Raw genomic sequence first — 20,860 nt, forward strand, 5'->3', positions numbered from 1 at the left:
TTAAAATCATGATTCGATAACTTAAAGTTATGTGATTTGAGAGGCACAATGAACTTGCATGCACTTAGGGTGTTTTATACGGTAGCAAAGCTTGGTAGTTTTTCAGGCGCAGCCGAGGCGCTTTTTATAAGCCAACCGGCTGTATCTAAAGCGCTAAAAGAGCTTGAGCACCAATTAAATATTCAACTTATAGAGCGTGCATCTAAAGGCAAAAAACTTACCTTAAGCGAGGGCGGCCAAGCCTTGTATGATCATGCACGTAGCATTTTTGCCATTGAAAAAGCCGCCATTGAAGATATTAAATCACGCACAGGGCTTAAGCGTGGCACGCTCGTTATAGGCACTAGTACAACCATTGCCAGCTATTGGCTACCGCCCTATTTAGCTAATTTTTGCGCGCAGTACCCAGATATAAAAGTAGAAGTACAAGTTGCCAATACCGCGCAAATTGAGCACGCATTGCTAGAGTGCACTATAGATTTAGCACTGGTTGAAGGCACACCCACCGAGCCGCATATTATAAGTAAACACTGGCAAAACGATTTAATGAGTGTTGTTATACCTAGTAACTTTAAGCCCACTAAAAACTTAAAAGCATGGTTAAACGAGCAGTTTTGGCTACTGCGCGAGCCAGGCTCTGGCACTTTAGAGGTGTCGGTTAAGTTATTAGCAGAGCATGGCGTGCAAGCAGAGCAAAGTATGCAATTAGGCAGCAACGAAGCCATAGCAAGGGCCGTCGCTCAAGGTATGGGGGTCGCTTTATTGCCAAATGTAGTTACTGAGGATTTAGTGCAACTAGGCAAATTAACACGCTTGAGCCAAAAAAATAACGAGCAACTCTCTCGGCCACTTTATCAATTACACTATAAGGACAGACCCTCTTCACACGCTGCACAAGCGTTTGAAAAAAGCCTGTTTAGTGATCGCAATCTGTAAGTAGTAAGGCACTAGTAGCAAATTTACATAAAGTTTAATCTTTTAAGTCAAAATTTGAGCCCTTTAGTCTTTCTAATGCCTATTAGCTAAGTTAAAACTCACTTGTGTCACGTGATACACCTTTCATGCTTTACTATTAAATTAAAATAATTTTTAAACATGTGTTCAAAGCTGGTATCCCTTAAATCCACATCAAAATAGTAGCCGTCTTCTAAAACTTTCAAACTCTCTAAATCATTGCAAATGCGCTCAAGAATCAGATGTTTATATTTTGGCGTTATATTTTTTATTTCATCCAGAGTGAGCCCTTCGGCATCAAAATTCACAACAACTCTTAAACTGGTACCTGAATAACCATGCCTTACAAAACTAATTCGGCTATCAATTGATGAAAAAAAAGTGCTGAAGTGGTTTTTATCTTCCTCGTATTCCCATTGAGAAGCATCCCCCCAGATCAAGACAAAAATAGCACCAAAAACAGCTGCAGATACATACAATTTGTTGGCATTTATCATAAACCACAATTGAACTTTTTCAGTTCGCATTAATTTCATAAGTCACATAACTTTTAAGTAAAAGACTAAAAATCAAAACCAAAGTCTTGCTCATTCACATGTGTGGGTAATATAACTAGGGTTAAGAAAAATATCTTGATGCTACACCAATGCCGATAAGTAAAATAATTAATAAAACCCAATACCTTTTGAATCATCTAAATTTTCACCGCAGACTGGGCAAGATGATGACGCGATTGGAGTCCCGTTAATATTTGTCGTTTTAACAATTGGGGAGGTAATTCCTGATTTACACTTTTCGCACTTCATAAATATCCATATTAATTATAAATAAAATCGCGGGTTGATGCTCACAAAACGCTTACTTAATTGACGTTAAATGACAGGCTATAATTAGCAACAAATCACAGAAAACCAACCTTTATACATCCTTTTAATTGAATTGCCATAACATAAGAATAGACCTTACAAACCCTGCGTTAAGTCTTGTGCTAACGTACCCGTTGGCTTTTCAACTGCACGTACTAACTCTTTGCCATTTTGTTTAACAATAAACGTAGGTGTGTATTGTAACTCGTTAGCTTCGGCTATTCCGGCATCATCGCGTTTGTTGTAACCCACGGCCACGTAGTCAATGCTTGCAAGTTGTACTTTCGATGCATCAATTAACTTAATGAGTTTTGGCACTTCGCGCTCGCTGTTGTGGCACCACGTTCCAAATAATACAATAAGCTCTTTGCCTTCTAGTTTTTGCATTAGGGCTATATCTTGCGCTCTTGGCGTAAACGCCTTGTATTGTTCGTTAAATTTGTCGTAGTCGCTTAGCAGTGCTTGCGTACTTATCTCGCCCGAAAATGGCGCCGTAGCAGCGCAGCTTACAAGCGGCATGCTTAAAGCACACAATAAAATTAATTGTTTAAACATGAGGTACTCTTTAATTGGGTATTTAATTAAGTATTAAATTAGGTATTAAACGACTATACCCAATATTGAGTGTGGAGTGAACAACTCAAAACCGTTACTTTTTATCCATAAAAAAGTTAACTTGCGATAAGTTAGTTAAATATTCTCGCCTTACGTCTTTATTCTCAGCTAGCTTGTCTAAATCACCAATTAAGGTAGCAAGCTTAGTATACGAGTGGCGGTTCGTTTCTATAAAATCGTCTTGCTTGTCATCACTCTCATCGCGCTCTTTTTTATTCATGTTGTAGCTGTTTTCGTTTTCTTCAAGCCAAATATCGTCAATTAAGCGAATGTCGCTTTTACTAACTGTTTGCTCTTGCATCGCCATTTGCAGCTCGTATTGATTTGTTTGTGGATTAAACTCAAACATTTTTGTATCAACATCAACTTCGTGAGACTGGTCAAGCCCCACAAGTTCTTTATTTTTAACTGCGTTACCTACGTTATAACTCTCTTCTTTGTCGTAGTAGTCGGGGCGACTGTATTGATAATCAAAGTGACTACTTACGTTTTTACTTTGTGTTACACCGCTAAGATCCCCTAATTGGGTTTGTTCAGTCGCTTGGCTTAGCTCAATAGTGTTTTTAGGTTGATAGTCGCCATTATCCAGCGCATAAGAAAACGTAGCATCAAAATCAGCGAGCTTAGAAATACCCGCCCCTAAAGTATTGGGTGCTTTATTACCGAGTCCTTGGTAACGGGCATCGTTTGTAATCATGTTATCAACTAAATCGGCAACCATGGCGCGCCCGTCATTAAACTTCTGATCTGCAAGCGACTCCAAATTGCTATAACGCTCAGCCGCTGACGACATACTTGTAAACGCGCCTTTAAACAATGCAAAGCCTTGCTGCATTGCCTCGTCGCCACTTTTACCAAATGCCGATTTTTTATCGTCCTCACTACTATTAACTCGACTATCTTCTAGGCTTTGATCAAGCGACGCTAAATACTGCTGCATTTGCTGCGTGTCTTTAGCGCCAATGGTTGACATATCGAGTGCAAAATCAATGTCGTTTTGCCCACCTACTGCTTTAAACACAAGTGCTTGCTGATTTGATGCTTCATCAATGGAATAACTTAAATCAAGCGTATTCTGGGCAGTATCAAGCGCATCATTTTGCGTTGTTGAAAACGACACATTAAAACCGGCTAACTGCTCACTATTAAAGCCCGCTAAAAAATCTAAGCTCATGTCTGTTTGGTTTGGAACTATAATAGGATTAAATGAATTCTCACTCACTTTAAAAAACTCATCAGCCATTTCGCCAACACCCGCCATAACCTGCGTTAAAGCGCCATGTTCAGCCTCAGATAAATTACCATTAACTTCGTAACTTATGCCAAAGCCATCTATCGCTTCACCTGTTTTTTCGTCATAACCTTGCGATGAGTTAAAGGTAATGTTTATAACATCACCCTCTTTAGTTTTTACCGAGAGCTCAAACAGGTAGTTATCGTCATCCTCGTATTTTGTGCGATTAAGGCTTTCCATGTATGGATTAAGTGAACGCTCAACACGTTGCTGGCTTGAGGCTAAAAACGTTTTTTGCTCATGCCCAAGCTGACCTAAACTCGATAAAATATCGCTGGTATTAGCATAAGCACCCTGAATATTTTTAACCGACGTATTTAATCGCTCAATTAATTGGGTGCTATTTTCGTTTTTTAATAACCCCTCATGCTGAGAGCTTATTACGGTGCGCAGGGCGAGTTCTTCATCGGAGAGTTTATAGTTAAGCATGCTGGGCGTGCTTGAAATAGTAAATAACGAGGTAAGTTGCTGCTTTAAAACGTCCTCTACCTTTTGATTACTGGCTAGTGCTTCGTCAATAGTTTCGTTATTTAGCTGGCTTAATAATTCATCGGATATTTTGGGGGCGTTAGTTTGTAAATCATTAATAGCTTGAAGGTCGCTACCGGTTAGTAGTGAAGGACTCACAGAGGTTTGGTTAGCGTTATTAACTGATTGGGCAAGTAAAGTGCTTAAATTAGCGTGGCTGCCAAGTGCATTATTAACCATGATTATCCTTAATCGCTAAACCCTATTAAGTAATTTATCGGACGCAGCATTAAAAGCTTTAGCTTAAGGAAACGTTTTTTACCTATTATTTATACAAACAACCCATTAATAAATTAAATAAGCATAAATCTAAATCGAATAAGCGTAGGTCGGATAAGTGCAGCGCCATGCGACAATTCACTATTCTATTCGCTTAACACTTCCATCTGTTTCTTTAATTCTTTTTACTAAAAAGTCGACCGCCGCTTTTACCTTTGGTACTAAATAGCGCTGCTTTTGATACAACAAATAAACCGCCATAGTCGCATTTTGGCTTATAGCTAATTCATGCTCAAATTTAAGCTCTTGCAACTGGCCAGACTCAAAATATGAAGCCAGTGCCCATCAAGTTGACATTAAAATACCTTCCCCGTTACATGCTTTTTTGGCAAGCCACGACCCGTTATTTGAAATAGCGACCGCAGGCCCAGAAACTTCATGCCATTGATCATCTACTTTACATAACCACGGCGTTGGCCCTGAAGGCGTTTTAAAATAAAGCCCATTATGGTGCTTTAATTCCATGGCGTTACTTGGCACTCCGTGTTTTTGTAAATAGCAGGGCGACGCCACAGGGATAAAACCATTATCCATAAGTTTTATTGCTATCACGCGCTCATTGGGTGCATAACCACCACGAATAGCAATATCAACATCGTCACGGCCAAGTGTCGACAGCTCATCGCTTAAGCTTACATCAAGTATTATTTCGGGGTATAACGCGCTAAGCTCATCAAGCAGCGGCATGAGTATTTTGTCGCCAAAACCTACCATGCAACTTATAGATAAACGCCCCTTTGGGGTTGTTTGGTAACTTCGTACCGTTTAGTGGCTTTGCTCAAGCTGGCTCACTATTTTTTGTACATCACTGTAGTAAATTTGCCCTACTTCGGTCAGCTTAACTATGCGGGTTGAGCGTTTTAAAAGCGTAGCCCCTAGGCTTTTTTCTAAATCGGCAACTCGCCTCGACAAAGACGAAGGCGGCACACCAAATGCTTTTGCGGCTTTGGTAAAACTGCCCGTTTCAACCACTTTAATAAAATACCGTATGGCTTTTAGTTGATCCAAGTCGCTTCTCCACTAAATAAAATCCTTTATTGTCTTAAAGACAAAAGTGATTCGCATTTTCCCTTATATATAAGCAAATTAAAACAAGTAATAATAGGTTCAACTTAAACACGGTGACCAAAATTGCATTATTTGGCAATGAGTATCCTCACGTTAATAATGGAAAGCTGACTTATGATTACTTTGCACGGTTTTGCTGCTAGCAACTATTACAACCTAGTTAAACATGTACTTTTACACAAACAACTGCCATTTAAAGAACACCTTGTTTACGGCGGTAGTGAAGAGTTACTAGCTATAAACCCTATGGGAAAAGTACCGGCTATTACCACCGCTGATGGGCTAAATATTGCAGAGTCGAGCGCTATCTGCGACTACCTTGAAGAAACTTACCCAAGCAACACGCTATACCCTGAAGATTCAGCCGAGCGTGCTTTTGTTCGCCAAATTATGAAAATAAGTGAGCTTTACTTTGAATTACCAAGCAGGCGCTTAATCCCGTATGTATTTACAGGGTCCCCTGCACCTGAACACGTAAAAGACGACATTCGCAAGCTATTAACGCGCGGTGTAAACGCCCTTTGTGAATTAACGCATTTTTCGCCGTGGATAGCAGGCGAACAATTTAGCATGGCAGATATTTACGTTTACTACGTAAATACAGTGGTTAACGCATTCACGCCAAAAGAGCTTAATTGGGATGTACTGGCCGAAATCCCAGGTATGAAAGAGTGGCAAGCAAAAATGAGCCAATCGACTATTGCTCAGCAAATAGAGGCAGATCGCCAAGCAAACATGCCTGAGTTTATGCAAAAGGTAACAGCACAAATACAAGCAGTTCAAAGCAAATAATTACGCTATACGCTACCCATTCTCAATTTATAGGAACAGTATTATGACAGATAAAAATATCCAACTTACTTCAACTATCAGCGAAGACAATAAACTCACACTTGCCTTAAAAAACATCGAGATGCCAAAGCCAAATGCCGATGAAGTGGTTATTCGTATTGAAGCTGCACCATTAAATCCATCAGACTTAGGCGTTTTATTCAGCGCAGCTGATATGTCTACTGCAAAGCAATCGGGTACTGATGAAAATCCAGTAATTACTGCCGATGTTCCAGCTCAATTTATGCCATCACTTAAAACACGCGTAGGTAAAGCCACACAAGTAGGTAATGAAGGCGCAGGCACCGTAGTGGCAGTAGGCTCATCACCAGCCGCACAAGCATTAATGGGTAAAACCGTTGCAGTAATTGGCGGTGGTACGTATCGTCAATTTATTTGTGCCAATGTACAAAGTTGCCTAGAGCTAAAAGAAGGGACTACCGCTAAAGAAGGTGCATCATCTTTTGTTAACCCACTTACCGCACTAGCAATGGTAGAAACCATGCGCGCTGAAGGTCATAAAGCTATTATTCACGCGGCTGCAGCCTCTAATCTTGACCAAATGCTAAACCGTATTTGTATTGCTGATGGCGTTGATTTAATTAATATTGTTCGTAAACCAGAACAAGAAAAATTACTGCGCGATATGGGTGCAAAATACATTATTAACTCAAGCAGCGACACTTTTCTTGCTGACCTAACAGCTGCAATAATCGAAACCGGTGCAACTATAGCGTTCGACCCTATTGGTGGCGGCCAACTTACAAGTGACATTCTTAACTGTATGGAAGTTGCAGCTGCGCGCGATATGAAAGAGCACACAATTTATGGCTCTGATACATTCAAACAAGTGTACATTTATGGCGCACTAGACCGCGGCCCTATTACATTAAACCGTAACTTTGGTTTTGCGTGGGGTGTAAACGGGTTCTTATTATTTAATGCCTTAGGTAAATTAGGCACAGATACAGTAATAAAAATGCGCAAACGTATTGCAGACGAAATCACCACAACATTTGCGAGTAACTACACGCACGAAGTGTCACTAACTGAGGTATTACATTTACAGTCAATTGCGGCTTATTCCAAACAAGCAACAGGCGAAAAGTACTTGATTAAACCTCAAGCTTAATTAAATAGGTTTAAGTAAGTATTAAAGACCGCAGCGCTAAGCACTGTGGTTTTTAAATATAAAAGCAGATGCTAATTAGGTATCTGCTTTTTTATTTGGTCGTTGTAAAAGCGAGCTCGGAGTATTTACTTTGGCTAATAAATTACAATCGTGGATTTCTATGACTTTTACTAAATAGCACTTATCAAACTGGCTAATCGCTAACGTTCATTCTTATTCTCTGTCTTGTAAACGCCCCTAATAAATTAAATACTTCTGTTGTTAATAATCAGTAGGTTCTCATTTATCGGTGTTGCTATTTTTTTGGCGATGACTTTAATCCAAACTTTAAACTACATTCAGACTTGAGTTCTATCTCTTGTTCTAGAGCTGACCATGTAATCCCAAACCTAGAACAAAAAGATCATTTTTGATCAAACCAACTTAACGCGTATTTTTTATACCATAAGAGTCATAATTCTGTAACTTTGATCCGCGATAATCTCTATCCGATAAATGAATACACTCAAGAAGATTAAGTAAGATGAGTACACCTTTAGTGCAACTAACATTTGCACAGCAATCATTTGATGATTCTATGTCTGCGGCGATGAGCCACGCTATGGAATATGAAAAGCTATCGCTAAAAGCCAATGCTGCGCACAACATTACGCTGCAGTGTGTGTTGCCTGATGGCGCAAATGAGAGCGATGTTATTTCACTAAGTGCAACGCAGCCCAGTGCGCGTGGAGCGCAGTATTTTACTGAAAAAACGCTGAGCAATGCGGACCTTGAATCTGGTACTGTAAATCTTACTTTAAGTAACATTACACAAAGCCAATGTTTTGTAGTGCAAATGATGCTGCACGGAAAAAACACCACCTTAAAAGAAAGCCAACAACTCGATGTGTACATTAAAGCATTTGAGCAAGGCTACATTCCTGAGCAAATAAAAACTGAACATGCTAAACCTCAAGGCGTTCGTAGCTACTTTGCGAGTATGGGGTCTACGTTTTTATCACTGTTTTAGTACTGACAGCACTTGAATTACGCTACTTAGAAGTTATTAGTCTGCAAAACTTACTTTACCCATAGTAACTCCCGCAATACCTTGTCCGGTATTACTTAGGTGTTGCTGCTCTCCGGCTAGGCATTCGTTTGCTAAAATAGCAAATAACACAGCCTCTTTTGCATCAGGGTTTATACCTAAATCGTCAGTATTTTTAAAAGCCTTAATACGTGGGCAAAGCGTTATAAGTTGCGCCATTAGTAACGGGTTATGAATCCCCCCACCACTTGCATACACCACACAATTTTGTTCGCGCTCTGCACACTCGTTTAATGCATTTGCTATAGCGGTTGCAGTAAAGGTATTTAAAGTGGCCATTACATCTTCATGGCTTAAGTGCTGTGTATTTGTAAGCTGCTGTGCGGCGTTTAAATACGCTAAGTTAAATACCTCAGGCCCTGTGGTTTTAGGTATTGGGAGTTTAAAAAATGCGTTATTACATAATGCATTTAATAATGGTGTATTTACCTTGCCTGCTTTAGCTATTTTCGCGCCATCGTCATAATGCATATCTTTAAAATGTTGCTGTATGTAGGCATCCATAATGGTGTTACCTGGGCCAATGTCGGAGCTAAACACACCGTTTGCATCGCCATTTTTGGGTAAAAACGTTAAGTTAGCTATGCCGCCCATATTTAGCAAAATCCGACTCTCCACAGCGCTCGAAAAATACAAATAATCGCCATACACAGCAAGTGGTGCGCCCTCGCCTCCTGCGGCTATGTGTTTTTGCCTAAAATCACCAATGGTTGTAATACCCGTGGTAACGGCTATTTGGTCGCTATCGCCAATTTGTAAGGTGCCATTAGTAAAGCTTTTGTGGTTATGCTGCGACTGCGGGCAGTGGTAAATGGTTTGCCCGTGGCTTGCTATTACATCAATACTTGCTGGGTTTATATTCCACTTAGCTAAGCACTGATTAACCATATTGCCATGGAGTTTACCTACCCACGGGTGCAGTAAAGTTACAAGCTCTAAATCACACTCTCTTTTGGCAAATACCTGCTTTATTTTAGTTTTATAATCGTCGTTGTAGTCAACGGTGGTAAAATTTAAAACCTCAATGTGAGTATTTAAGCCCGCGCCCGTTACTTTACACAGTGCAACATCAAGCCCGTCCAACGAGGTACCGCTCATTAAACCAATAATTAAACGGCTTGGTTTTAGGGCGCTGTTATAAAGCGCTTTAATGTGAGGGTGCATAATGGCATCTAAAATAGGTGTAATATTTTGCTTATATTAGAGGACTTTAAAACAAAGTAATAGCCGTAAAGAGCTTAATTTAGGTTCTGATTGTTTAACTCTTAAATGATTGTTAAGTTAGTGTGCATACTAAAAATTTATGAAAAAATATGATCACCCTCAGAGAGTTCAAAGCCCAAGACGCGCCTTTTATTATTAACACCTTAAATGATGAACAGGTAACGCGTTATTTATCGTCAAAAATTCCGTTTCCGTATACGCAAGCCGACGCCGATTGGTGGATAAGCCAAGGCTCAAAAAACGGCATTATTAAGGCCATTGTTGTAAATGGGCAATTTGCGGGCTGTATTGGTATAACTCCCGGCGAATTTGAATACAGCCACAGTGGCGAAATTGGTTATTGGCTTAATAAAGCCTATTGGGGGCAAGGTATTATTACTCGCGCTATTGAACTTATATGCAATGAAGCGTTTGCAAGCTCACACTTAAATAGAATTTTTGGTGCCGTGTTTGCTGGTAATACCGGCTCTATGAAAGCACTTACTAAGAGCGGCTTTGAGCAAGAGGCTGTGCTTAAACAGGCCATTTATAAAAACGGGGTATTTTACAATAGTCATATTTTTAGCAAGCTAAAATAAGCCATTTAGAATAAATACTCTGCAAAGCTTGAATTACCAGTACCTCGCCCAAAGCTAATGTATTGAGGTAAAAATATATATTTACACTGCTTAGCGCGCATTATTGTTTAGGTTAGATATTAATTTAACGCATAAACATTCGCTAAGTACATTCACTTTAAGAGGAGATTTTTATGTCTGCAACTAGTCGTCAACTTACTTTAGCATCACGCCCTAATGGCGCCCCGAACGAAAAAAACTTTGAACTTAAAACGGTAGAGCTTCCTGCATTAAAAGATGGCGAAGTTTTACTACGCACTATTTACTTATCGTTAGACCCGTATATGCGTGGTCGTATGAGCGATGCTAAGTCGTATGCTGATCCTGTTAATATTGGCGATGTAATGGTTGGCGCAACCGTGTGCCAAGTAGAAGAGTCTAAAAACGATAAGTTTAACGAAGGCGAATGGGTACTTGCCTACACAGGTTGGCAAGACTACGCCATTACCGATGGCGAAGGCTTAATGCAATTAGGTAAAGAGCCTGCAAATCCTTCATACGCATTAGGTATTATGGGTATGCCTGGCTTTACGGCTTACATGGGTTTACTTGATATTGGCCAGCCTAAAGAAGGCGAAACCGTAGTTGTTGCAGCAGCAACAGGCCCAGTAGGTGCAACGGTTGGTCAAATAGCTAAAATTAAAGGCTGTAAAGTAGTCGGTGTTGCTGGTGGTAGCGAAAAATGTGCACACGCCGTTGAAAAACTAGGGTTTGATGCCTGTATTGATCACAAAGCTGATGACTTTGAAGAACAGCTAGAAAAAGCCTGTGATAAAGGCATTGATGTTTACTACGAAAATGTGGGCGGTAAAGTATTCGACGCCGTATTACCATTACTAAATACAGCAGCGCGCGTACCATTGTGTGGTTTAGTATCGCAATATAACGCAACTAGCTTACCAGAAGGCCCAGACCGTTTAGGTATGCTAATGGGTCAATTGCTTACTAAGCGTATTAAAATGCAAGGCTTTATTATTTTTGATGATTACGGCGACCGTTACGACGAGTTTGCACAAGACATGCAAAAATGGCTACAAGACGGAAAAATTCAATACCGGGAGCACATGGTAGAAGGCATCGAAAATACAGTAGACGCGTTCAACGATATGATATCCGGTAAAAACTTTGGTAAAACTGTGGTTAAAATTAATAACCCACTTTAATTTTATACGGCTTGTAAGGCAAAGCCCTTACAAGCCACAAAAGGACTGACATGATTAAACTACACCATTTAAATAAATCCCGCTCTAAACGTATAATTTGGCTTTTAGAGGAGCTAGATGTTGACTACGAAATTGTGGCTTATCAGCGTAATAAAGACACATTCCTAGCACCTGACGAACTAAAGCATATTCATCAACTTGGCAAGTCACCGGTAATTGAAGATGGCGGTTTAATTATTGCTGAATCAGGCGCTATTACCGACTACCTTATTTCTAAATACGGCAACGGTAAATTTGCTCCAAAAGTAGATACCGCTGAATATGTTGACTACCAGCAATGGCTGCACTTTGCAGAAAGCTCAGCAATTTTACCGCTTTTACTTAAAATGTTTGTACTAAAAGACGGCGCTAAAACACAGTTTTTAGAAGGCTATGCCGACGCTGAAACAGCTAAAGTAATTAGCTACTTTAATGACCGCCTAGAAGGTAAGCGTTATTTAGTGGGCGATACTCTAACCGGCGCTGACTTTATGATGTCGTTTATTGTTGAAATTGTTAAAAACTCAGGTCAATTAGCACACTTTAAAAACCTCGTTAAGTACGACGAGCAATTACAAAGCCATGAGAAGTTTCATACAGCTAATGAGCTAGAAGCAAAGTACGACTAAACCTTTATATAATATTTTATATAACACGAGGGGCATTTAGCCCCTTTTTTAATGCCTGTAAAATATGCCCCGCCAAAGTTACGCTTGTAAACTAAATTAACAATCACCTACCTTATTGCTAATAAAACTTTAATTAATAAGGCATAATGCTGCTATTGTTTAAGTATTTTCACTAATAATACAAGCTGCTTTTGCGCGTATTGACTCACACTTGGGATCAACCATGACCATAAACATGCGTTTAACGACCGGCTTTGGCGTAATTTTATCAATGATGATTATTTTAACCATTATTGGAATTTCGCGCGTTAGCCTTATTAATAATAATATTACCCACATGACCGACGTAAATTCGGTAAAGCAACGTTACGCAATTAACTTCAGAGGCAGCGTACACGACAGAGCAATAGCCGTGCGCGACGTAGTGCTAATTACCGAGCAAAGCAGTTTAAGTACCGTGTTAAATAACATACAAGAGCTAAACGCATTTTACCAAACGTCAAGCCGCGCTATGGCTAAGCTAATGGGTGATATGAATAGTGAAGAGCGCGCTTTAGTTAATAAAATAAATCAAATAGAGCAGCGTACTCAGCCTTTTATTCAAGGTGTAATAAACGCTAAAAATGCAGGAAACCTAAACGAAGCTAAACACATTTTATTAACCGATGCGCGCCCTGCGTTTACCCAGTGGCTAAATGTTATAAACCAATTTATAAATCTGCAAGAGCAAGCAAATCAAACCACCACTATTGATACTCTCGATATTGCCAGTTCATTTGAAATTTGGATGATTTCGCTCACCGCGCTTGCAATTTTAATAGGTGCAAGCGTTGCGTATGTTATTAGCCAACTGATCAGAAAGTCTGTAGGTGGCGAACCACAAGAAGCCGCCGAAGTAATTGCCCTTATTGCCCAAGGCGATTTAAGAGGTGATGTACAGTCGTGTTGCCCAAATAGCATGATGGCTTCTGTAGGGGTTATGCAATCTAAATTAAAAGCCATTGTAGATAGCATTATTAACTCATCTGAAGAGCTTTCTACTCACTCTGCAAGCGTAGCGTCTGGCTCGCAGCAAGCACTTAGTGCCGCTGACGCACAAGTAACCTATACAAACTCGGCAGTAAGCAGCCTAGAAGAAATGAGCCGCAGTATTAATGCTGTTGCAGGCTCTGTTAAACAAACAGAAGATAACTCAAAAATAACCGCACAATTATCGCAGCAAGGTAGTATTGCAGTGCAAAAAGTAGCGGCGGAAATTGAGCAAATTTCAGTAACCGTAAAAGCCACCGTTACCCAAGTAAATGTTTTGCAAGAACATGTAAAACACATTGGCGATATTTTAAGTGTGATCCGCAGTATTTCTGATCAAACAAACTTGCTTGCACTAAATGCGGCAATAGAAGCTGCAAGAGCAGGCGAAACCGGCCGTGGTTTTGCTGTTGTAGCTGACGAGGTAAGACAGCTTGCCCAGCGTACTGGTGATGCAACAGGCGACATTGAGAAGATGATTTTGCAAGTACAAGAAAACACGCAAGCGTCGGTAACAGCTATGGAAACCACAGTACCGCAAGTAGAAAATGGCCTAACGCTTACCCATGAGGCAAACGAGTTACTGCATCAAATACAGCAACAAGCTAACGACTCATTAAGTAACGTGCTTGAAATTGTTGAATCAACATCAAACCAAGTAGCCACCGTGGCGCAAATTAGTACCGGCGTTGAAGAGATTGCCAGTATGTCTAAAGAAACCAGCATGTCGCTTAACAGTAACGCACAAGAAGCCGTTGCATTAACTGACCTTTCAAACACGCTTAAAAAGTATATTAGCTACTTTAAAGTTTAATTTTTATAGTAAGTAATAAACAAAGGGGCTTTTAAGCTAATGCCGATCAGTTAAGAAAATGACCGGTTGACCGATCCAAACGATCATGCAAAATCCGTAGTTAGGAAACTAACTACGGATTTTTTTTGTGAATATAGAACAAGCACTGCAAGCAACACTTGAAGAAAGCAGCCGATACCATACCTTTGAAAAATTATCAGAAATTCTTGACCCTGAAATCATTGAACAAGGCTTTCAACAAGCAGGGATTGCAACCGTTCGTAAGCGAAGATTACCGCTTGAAGCCGTTTTGTGGTCAGTTATTGGCATGGCATTGTTTCGAAAAGAATCAGTTTGGAATATCGCTAATAAGCTAGATATCATGTTACCTGGCAAGAACCCACTCGTTGCTCCAAGTGCGATGGTACAGGCGAGACAAAGGTTAGGTGATGATTCCGTTAAACACGTTTTCAATAAATCTGCTCAATCAATGTATAAGCAACAGTCATTCGAAACATGGAATGGTTTGAACCTATTAGCTGTTGACGGTGTTGTGTGGCGAACAGCCGACACGCCTGATAATCGTAAAGCCTTCTCTTCAGGTAGCAACCAATACGGTGATACAGCCTTTCCTCAAATACGCATGGTCTGTCATATGGAATTGACCAGCCATCAACTGCTCAGTAGCGAGTTTGATAACTATAAAACCAACGAGATGAAATTAGCTGAGCGTTTAATTGAACGTACACCAGATAATTCACTGACTATGTTTGATAAAGGATATTATTCTTTAGGCCTGTTAAATCGTTGGCACCAAACTGGGAAGATGAGGCACTGGCTGATACCAGCAAGGCCCGACTTACAGTATGAAATCATCTCCAGCGCGGGTAAAAATGACCATATCATTGAATTGAAAACAACAAAGCATGCACAAAAAAACTTTCCCGATGTTCCTGAAACGATTAAAGCGAGATTAATCAGCAAAACAATAAAGGGCAAAAGCTACCGTATATTAACCTCGATGACGGATAGATTGCGTTATCCAGGTAATGAAATTGTTGAATTATATTGTCATCGTTGGGAGATAGAACTTGGGTTTAGAGAAATCAAACAAACCATGCTTGATAGCGCATACCATTTAAGAAGTAAGCGCCCTGACATGGTACGTCAGGAGCTATGGGGCGTGTTACTCGCCTATAATTTAATACGAAGAATAATGACGATGGCGGCGACAGTCACAGGGATATGGCCTAACCAGCTTAGTTTCTCTAGCAGTTCGATGGCTGTCATTCAGTATTTCTCGTCAGTATCTATAATGAGCCCAGGAAACATTCCAATACACTGGCAGCACTTACTCAATACACTGGTCTTATTTAAGCTTCCAGCTAGACGAGAGGATAGAAGATATCCCCGATGGGCTGAGGGATCCCCACTTTATCCAGCGGCCTCTTTTTCGTAATTCAAAATAAAGTTTTTTAAACTTTTTTCTATATAGCTTTGTGTAATACGTCTCTTACATAGCTTTATGACTTGCTTGGCTAAGGTTAAAAATGAAAGAACTCGGCGATTCTTAACGCTATTTGCTTGAAATTTTATATGCCACTTTCTTTTTTCCGCTTCACACCCTATAAACCATAACGCAGTGCTCGCTATTGTGGCTATCAAGCATAATATTCCTATTCTATTTATGCCGGTGCTTTTACTAAAACGCCACGAAAAACCATATCTCAAACTTTTGTCATCGCGGAAATTTTGCTCTATTTGCATTCTTTTACTATATAAACCAACTACTCGCTTACTCGTCATTGTATTGTCTGATGTCGCGAGTAACCATGGCTCTTTAGCTAAGTTTTGATACATTTTTGTATCTTTCGTAAATCTGCTTTTTCCTTTTCTTCCTTTATTTTTTCCATGATATACGTGTAAAAATGCATCGCATGCTGTCGGGCTGGACTGAGTTAGTCGTGCTTGACCTAACGCCTTAGGTATATCGCTGGCACCAGCCCTAAGTTGTTTTAATGTATGCCATTGTGATTGCATGGCTAGTTTACACTTCATTGAGCCTCTTAATCGACCTATCATATGCCAACCAAGTTCGCGTACTTTACTATACCAAGGCGTAAGAAAGCCGCCGTCTGTTACAATATAGACACTAGGATGTCGTCCAAGCACTTCATAAAGTTCATCTAAAAACAGGCTGTTGGTTGCTGGGCTATCAAAATCCTTCTGCTCAACAATCATGTTATAAATCACGATAGAGCGCCCATCCACAAGTAAGCTTGCTCGCAGTAAGTGATAGTCGTGACCACAGGCACCGCTCCAGTCAACGGCAATTGCAAGCATGGGTAAAGAGTCAATAATAGGATGAGCTAATGCTTCATAGATAGCGACCCTTTCATTGTAGAGGTGAGTATTTTTTAAGAAGCGATCAACGCGTTTTATTTTATGTTTTACATCCACAGCGCCAGACAAATTTCTGCCGATTTCAGTTAAGGTAAGTTTATTGCCCGAAATTAATGCATTACTGCAGCTTAGTAATGTTTTTACTCTGGCATTATTGAATGGCGCTAATGCATGTTTAAAGTACTTATGGCAAACTGATGTCTCAGGCATAGCAGTTGTGACTTATGTGGGTTGTGGTGATTTACATAAGATCATAAATTGCTGTGCCTGTCACGTTTTGGGGATTCGTCAGCCCGATGGGTTAAGCCAAAACCATCTAAGTATCCCCATAAAAAGAAAAATGCCAGTCAGCTTAACTGACTGGCATTAGGCTTTTAAGCCCCTTTGTTGTTTATGTACTTTAATAATAGCGGACTATATACCCGCTAAATCGCGCTCGGTAATACACTCGTCTGAGGCCATTTCAAACTCGCGGCAAACTAATGGGCGGTTTTCGTAAATGGAGCACATAAGTGTATTGCGGTCGAGTGCTTGGCACCAACCGTCGTCAGCGCGTTTCATTACTTCGCTGCCCCATTTATCGTATTCAATGTAGTTAAATGGCACGCCGGTGTCGGTTACTATTCGCACTTCTAATTGGCAACAACAGGCTTGGCAGTTAGCACACGTAACAGGCTCTGGGGTAGTAGAAATATTTTCAACAGGAATAACAATATGAGGCATAGTGGCTTACTTTTTTGAATAAGCCACTAGGATACAGTAACTAATTTAACGCGCTAGTAGTTTTGCTTTAATATCGCTGTAACGCATTTGCTCGCACAGTGCAAAACCACTCAATTGGCGCACTTTATTACGCGCAAATAATGGCACACTCATCCCCGCTAAAAAGCGGCATTGGGTTTCAATACCCACATTATGATTACCTTTGTCTGCCATATGCGCTAAAAACTCATCCACTTTTTGATAAATAAGTTGCTCGTCAATATAAGCAGGCTCTATAGAGTATTCAAGCTTAACCACATGGCCTCTACACACACTACAATGCCCACATTGCTGTGGTGCATTTTGATCGTCAAAATAGCGCGCTAAGTTATAGCTTAAACAACTTTGTAGCTCAAAAAAGCGTACCAGTGCAGCAATACGTTTAATTTCGGCTTGTTCTTTATCACTAAAGTAGTCGTGAAGTTGCTGGGCAAGTTCTGGGTTATTTATAACCTCGCTATGCACTTTGTATACTTGGGTAATACGTTTGGTTTCGAGCGTTATTAGGTTTTTTTCGGCTAGGTAATCAAGGGCTGCCACTACGCGTTTTCGATCAACCTGCGCGGCTTGCGTAAGGGAGTCAAAATTAAGCGTGCCCCATATTTTTTTAAAATCGGTATGGCTAAATATTTGTGTTAAAAATCCTTGGCGTTGCTCGTCAAACTGGCTTAGTAGCTCGTTTTTATCAACCAAAAATTTGTATTTAAAATCGGCGTAGTAGGCATATTGCGGCGTTATAGCGCCTTGCATTTCTAGTTGTACGAGTAAGGTTTTAAGTGCCAGTTGCCTAATATTACTTTCGCTTGAAAGACTGTATTCTTGCATTTCCCATTGCTGGTGGCTTTGGCGAATATCGTTAATTACGTATTCGATACCGCTAAGCTCTGGGGTGTCGCCATATACAAAGTTTTCAACCGTATTTAGGCCGTCTAGGTTAGCAAGCGTGTAGCAGTTTGATGGATTGCCATCGCGCCCTGCACGGCCAATTTCTTGGCTGTAGTTTTCAATCGATTTTGGTAAATCGTAATGTATAACAAAGCGAATATCCGATTTATCAACGCCCATACCAAAGGCTATGGTTGCAACCACTACGTTAATTTTACCGCTCATAAAGTCATCTTGAATTTGCCAGCGTAGCGTATCTTCAAGCCCCGCATGGTAAGCAACAGCATGAATACCTTGCGCACCCAATGTGTTTGCTACTTGCTCGGCACTTTGCTGCAGCGTTACATACACAATACCAGGGCCATTTTGCGCACGTACAATATTGGCAAGTTCGGTGTTTTTATCGGCGGTTTTAACACTCAGCACGCTTAAATCTAAATTAGCACGGTAAAAGCCCGTTTGCACAATGCACTCAGGCGCAATAGCAAAGCGCTCTGCCATATCGCGTTTTACTTTTTTAGTGGCCGTTGCCGTAAGTAACAACACTAAAGGAATATTAAGCTCTTCGCGGTAACGTGGCAGTTTAAGGTAGTCGGGTCTAAAGTTATGGCCCCACTCAGATATACAGTGCGCTTCGTCTACCACTAACATCGAAAGCGCCACCTGGCTTATAAACTCTCTAAAACGCTCGTTTTTAAAACGCTCAACCGACACCATTAATACTTTAATTTTACCATTTCGCACATCATTCATTACGGTGCTGCTTTGCATTTGATCTTGGCTCGAATCAAGGCTAGCCGCATAAATACCTTTGCTATTTAAAAAGCTAATTTGATCTTTCATCAATGCAAGTAAAGGCGAAACCACTAACGTTAAATTTGGTAAATGCAACGCAGTTAATTGATAGCACAACGATTTACCCGAACCGGTCGGAAATATAGCCAACGACGATTGACCATTTAAAAGCTGCTCTATAGTTTGTTGTTGCCCTGTTCTAAATTGGCTAAAACCAAAGTGCTGCTCAAGTGATTGAATTAGTGGCGTGGTCATAAATGTCCTTTTCGGTGTTTTTAACAGCAATTTAACTGCACAGCTAAACCATAAGAAAGTGAGTATAACTTATATGCCTTTATTCAGCATTTTTTGCTGACATCACCTTTATTTAAGCGCAAAATAGAGCACTATAAAATGAGTAGTAACTGCTTGTTGCCAAAATAATTTATTGATACCCAAGTCATCTTAAAAAACTAATAAAAATACAGATCACTTGGGTATATTATTTTTGAGGGCAACGTTATGAATATTACTACACCTAAAATCGTCGTTATTGGCGGTGGTGCTGGCGGATTAGAACTCGCAACGCAATTAGGTCATAAATTAGGAAAGAAAAAACAAGCTGAAATTCTACTAATAGACAAAAACCGTACCCACATATGGAAGCCGTTATTGCACGAAGTAGCGACAGGCTCTATTGACCCCGATTTAGATGGCGTTGTGTATTCAGCCCATGCTGCAAAACACCACTATAACTTTCAACTTGGTACTTTTTGCAATATAGATCAAAGCAATAAAACAGTTACCCTTGCACCACTTTTAGATGAGCTAGGCCACACAATTTTACCCGAGCGCACCGTGCGCTACGACCACCTAGTCATTGCCATTGGCAGCGTAAGTAACGACTTTAATACCCCAGGTATAAAAGATCACTGCTACTTTTTAGACTCAAACCAACAAGCAGAGCGCTTTCAGCATTCATTACTAGATAGCTTTACACGTCTTCACCAAGACGATAACCAACAGCAATCACTTAATATTGCCATTGTAGGCGGCGGTGCTACCGGTGTTGAGCTCTCAGCTGAGCTTTATCATGTGTCTGAGCTATTAAAGCTTTATGGTTTAACAAATATGTCGTCTAAGCGTTTGCATATTCATTTAATAGAAGCCGGCCCACGTATTTTACCTGCATTACCAGAGCGTATTGCCGTAAGTGCCAAACGCGAGCTATTAAAGCTTGGCGTAAACGTGCGCGAGCAAACGCAAGTAAAAGAAGGCACCTCACAGGGTTTTATCACCAAAGACGAAGAACACATTGATGCCGATATTATGGTGTGGGCGGCAGGCGTAAAAGCACCTGATTTTATTAAAGGCTTAGGTATTTTTGAGCTTACTCGCAGCAACCAAATTCAAGTAAACGAGTTTTTACAAAGCACCGTAGACGAAAGCATTTTTGTATTAGGCGATTGCTGCGCATTTACCCAAGCGGATGGCAAGCAAGTACCGCCACGCGCACAATCGGCGCATCAAATGGCGCAGTGCGTCGAAAAAAATCTTATCGCAACATTAAAGCAGCAACCACTACGCGGCTTTAAATACAGCGACCATGGCTCGCTGGTTAACTTATCGAGCTATAGCACCGTGGGTAACTTAATGGGTAACCTAACCAGCAATACCTTTTTTATTGAAGGTAAAATTGCCCGCTTTATGTATATATCTTTATACCGTATGCACCAACGCGCCATACACGGCAGCGCAAAAACCTTTGCATTATGGATAAGCGAAAAAGTGCTGCGTGTAGTGCGCCCTAAAATGAAATTGCACTAATAAATTAAGTACGCTCAGCAAACCACTAAAAAGCTTTAAGAGTTAATAAGTATTATCTATT

17 protein-coding genes and 1 pseudogene are annotated in these 20,860 nt (G+C 40.4%); 10 read left to right on the forward strand and 8 right to left on the reverse strand.

What is annotated here, in order from left to right:
* Nucleotides 1-48 precede the first annotated feature (48 nt).
* Complete coding sequence (locus tag ABX891_RS17005) at nucleotides 49-936, forward strand: LysR family transcriptional regulator (protein ID WP_354630167.1); 888 nt, start codon at nucleotides 49-51, stop codon at nucleotides 934-936.
* A 107-nt stretch (nucleotides 937-1,043) separates the two neighbouring features.
* Here ABX891_RS17005 and ABX891_RS17010 read toward each other — a convergent pair whose 3' ends face one another.
* From ABX891_RS17010 to ABX891_RS17025, 4 genes and pseudogenes are all read right to left on the reverse strand, one after another.
* Nucleotides 1,044-1,490 carry a hypothetical protein gene (locus ABX891_RS17010; RefSeq protein ID WP_354630168.1) on the reverse strand — a complete coding sequence of 149 codons (447 nt, stop codon included), beginning with the start codon at nucleotides 1,488-1,490 and terminating at the stop codon, nucleotides 1,044-1,046.
* Nucleotides 1,491-1,916: 426 nt separating this feature from the next.
* Complete coding sequence (locus tag ABX891_RS17015) at nucleotides 1,917-2,375, reverse strand: thioredoxin domain-containing protein (protein WP_354630169.1); 459 nt, start codon at nucleotides 2,373-2,375, stop codon at nucleotides 1,917-1,919.
* A gap of 94 nt (nucleotides 2,376-2,469) precedes the next feature.
* Nucleotides 2,470-4,437, reverse strand: coding sequence for a hypothetical protein (locus ABX891_RS17020; protein ID WP_354630171.1), 1,968 nt, complete (start codon nucleotides 4,435-4,437; stop codon nucleotides 2,470-2,472).
* Between the two features lie 180 nt (nucleotides 4,438-4,617).
* Nucleotides 4,618-5,544: pseudogene (locus ABX891_RS17025) on the reverse strand (LysR family transcriptional regulator).
* 174 nt (nucleotides 5,545-5,718) lie between these two features.
* Between ABX891_RS17025 and ABX891_RS17030 the strand changes: the two are divergent.
* From ABX891_RS17030 to ABX891_RS17040, 3 genes are all read left to right on the forward strand, one after another.
* Nucleotides 5,719-6,396, forward strand: coding sequence for a glutathione S-transferase family protein (locus ABX891_RS17030; protein WP_354630173.1), 678 nt, complete (start codon nucleotides 5,719-5,721; stop codon nucleotides 6,394-6,396).
* Between the two features lie 43 nt (nucleotides 6,397-6,439).
* The gene (locus ABX891_RS17035) at nucleotides 6,440-7,567 is read left to right on the forward strand and encodes a zinc-binding dehydrogenase (protein WP_354630174.1); all 1,128 of its coding nucleotides are present in this window, start codon (nucleotides 6,440-6,442) and stop codon (nucleotides 7,565-7,567) included.
* A 523-nt stretch (nucleotides 7,568-8,090) separates the two neighbouring features.
* Nucleotides 8,091-8,576 carry a hypothetical protein gene (locus tag ABX891_RS17040; RefSeq protein ID WP_149592727.1) on the forward strand — a complete coding sequence of 162 codons (486 nt, stop codon included), beginning with the start codon at nucleotides 8,091-8,093 and terminating at the stop codon, nucleotides 8,574-8,576.
* Between the two features lie 36 nt (nucleotides 8,577-8,612).
* Here the strand turns inward: ABX891_RS17040 and ABX891_RS17045 are convergent, their stop codons facing one another.
* Nucleotides 8,613-9,818: an anhydro-N-acetylmuramic acid kinase gene (locus ABX891_RS17045; RefSeq protein ID WP_354630176.1), complete on the reverse strand. Its 1,206-nt coding sequence runs from the start codon at nucleotides 9,816-9,818 to the stop codon at nucleotides 8,613-8,615.
* 149 nt (nucleotides 9,819-9,967) lie between these two features.
* Between ABX891_RS17045 and ABX891_RS17050 the strand changes: the two genes are divergently transcribed.
* The 5 genes from ABX891_RS17050 to ABX891_RS17070 all read left to right on the forward strand — a co-directional run bounded on the left by ABX891_RS17050 (nucleotide 9,968) and on the right by ABX891_RS17070 (nucleotide 15,607).
* On the forward strand, nucleotides 9,968-10,456 hold the full coding sequence (locus ABX891_RS17050; protein ID WP_354630178.1) for a GNAT family N-acetyltransferase: 489 nt from the start codon (nucleotides 9,968-9,970) through the stop codon (nucleotides 10,454-10,456).
* 173 nt (nucleotides 10,457-10,629) lie between these two features.
* Entirely contained in the window at nucleotides 10,630-11,658 is a 1,029-nt protein-coding gene (gene curA / locus ABX891_RS17055) for an NADPH-dependent curcumin/dihydrocurcumin reductase (RefSeq protein WP_354630179.1), read from the forward strand.
* A 50-nt stretch (nucleotides 11,659-11,708) separates the two neighbouring features.
* On the forward strand, nucleotides 11,709-12,326 hold the full coding sequence (locus tag ABX891_RS17060) for a glutathione S-transferase family protein (RefSeq protein ID WP_002962787.1): 618 nt from the start codon (nucleotides 11,709-11,711) through the stop codon (nucleotides 12,324-12,326).
* A 223-nt stretch (nucleotides 12,327-12,549) separates the two neighbouring features.
* Nucleotides 12,550-14,169 (forward strand): methyl-accepting chemotaxis protein, encoded by a 1,620-nt coding sequence (locus ABX891_RS17065; protein ID WP_354630180.1) that lies wholly within the window; start codon nucleotides 12,550-12,552, stop codon nucleotides 14,167-14,169.
* Between the two features lie 127 nt (nucleotides 14,170-14,296).
* Nucleotides 14,297-15,607 carry an IS4 family transposase gene (locus tag ABX891_RS17070; protein ID WP_354629160.1) on the forward strand — a complete coding sequence of 437 codons (1,311 nt, stop codon included), beginning with the start codon at nucleotides 14,297-14,299 and terminating at the stop codon, nucleotides 15,605-15,607.
* On the opposite strand, the gene ABX891_RS17075 is transcribed toward ABX891_RS17070, so the two are convergent.
* The 3 genes from ABX891_RS17075 to ABX891_RS17085 all read right to left on the reverse strand — a co-directional run bounded on the left by ABX891_RS17075 (nucleotide 15,583) and on the right by ABX891_RS17085 (nucleotide 19,248).
* Nucleotides 15,583-16,761: an IS4 family transposase gene (locus tag ABX891_RS17075; RefSeq protein WP_165745053.1), complete on the reverse strand. Its 1,179-nt coding sequence runs from the start codon at nucleotides 16,759-16,761 to the stop codon at nucleotides 15,583-15,585. The genes ABX891_RS17070 and ABX891_RS17075 overlap by 25 nt on opposite strands.
* Before the next feature lie 204 nt (nucleotides 16,762-16,965).
* Complete coding sequence (locus ABX891_RS17080) at nucleotides 16,966-17,274, reverse strand: YkgJ family cysteine cluster protein (RefSeq protein ID WP_002962790.1); 309 nt, start codon at nucleotides 17,272-17,274, stop codon at nucleotides 16,966-16,968.
* Nucleotides 17,275-17,319: 45 nt separating this feature from the next.
* On the reverse strand, nucleotides 17,320-19,248 hold the full coding sequence (locus ABX891_RS17085) for a RecQ family ATP-dependent DNA helicase (protein WP_354630181.1): 1,929 nt from the start codon (nucleotides 19,246-19,248) through the stop codon (nucleotides 17,320-17,322).
* Between the two features lie 246 nt (nucleotides 19,249-19,494).
* On the opposite strand from ABX891_RS17085, the gene ABX891_RS17090 reads away from it, so the two are divergent.
* Nucleotides 19,495-20,799: an NAD(P)/FAD-dependent oxidoreductase gene (locus ABX891_RS17090; RefSeq protein ID WP_354630183.1), complete on the forward strand. Its 1,305-nt coding sequence runs from the start codon at nucleotides 19,495-19,497 to the stop codon at nucleotides 20,797-20,799.
* The last annotated feature ends 61 nt before the right edge of the window (nucleotides 20,800-20,860 follow it).

It is taken from the genome of Pseudoalteromonas sp. NCIMB 1079 (assembly GCF_040567695.1).
Lineage (GTDB): Bacteria > Pseudomonadota > Gammaproteobacteria > Enterobacterales > Alteromonadaceae > Pseudoalteromonas > Pseudoalteromonas distincta.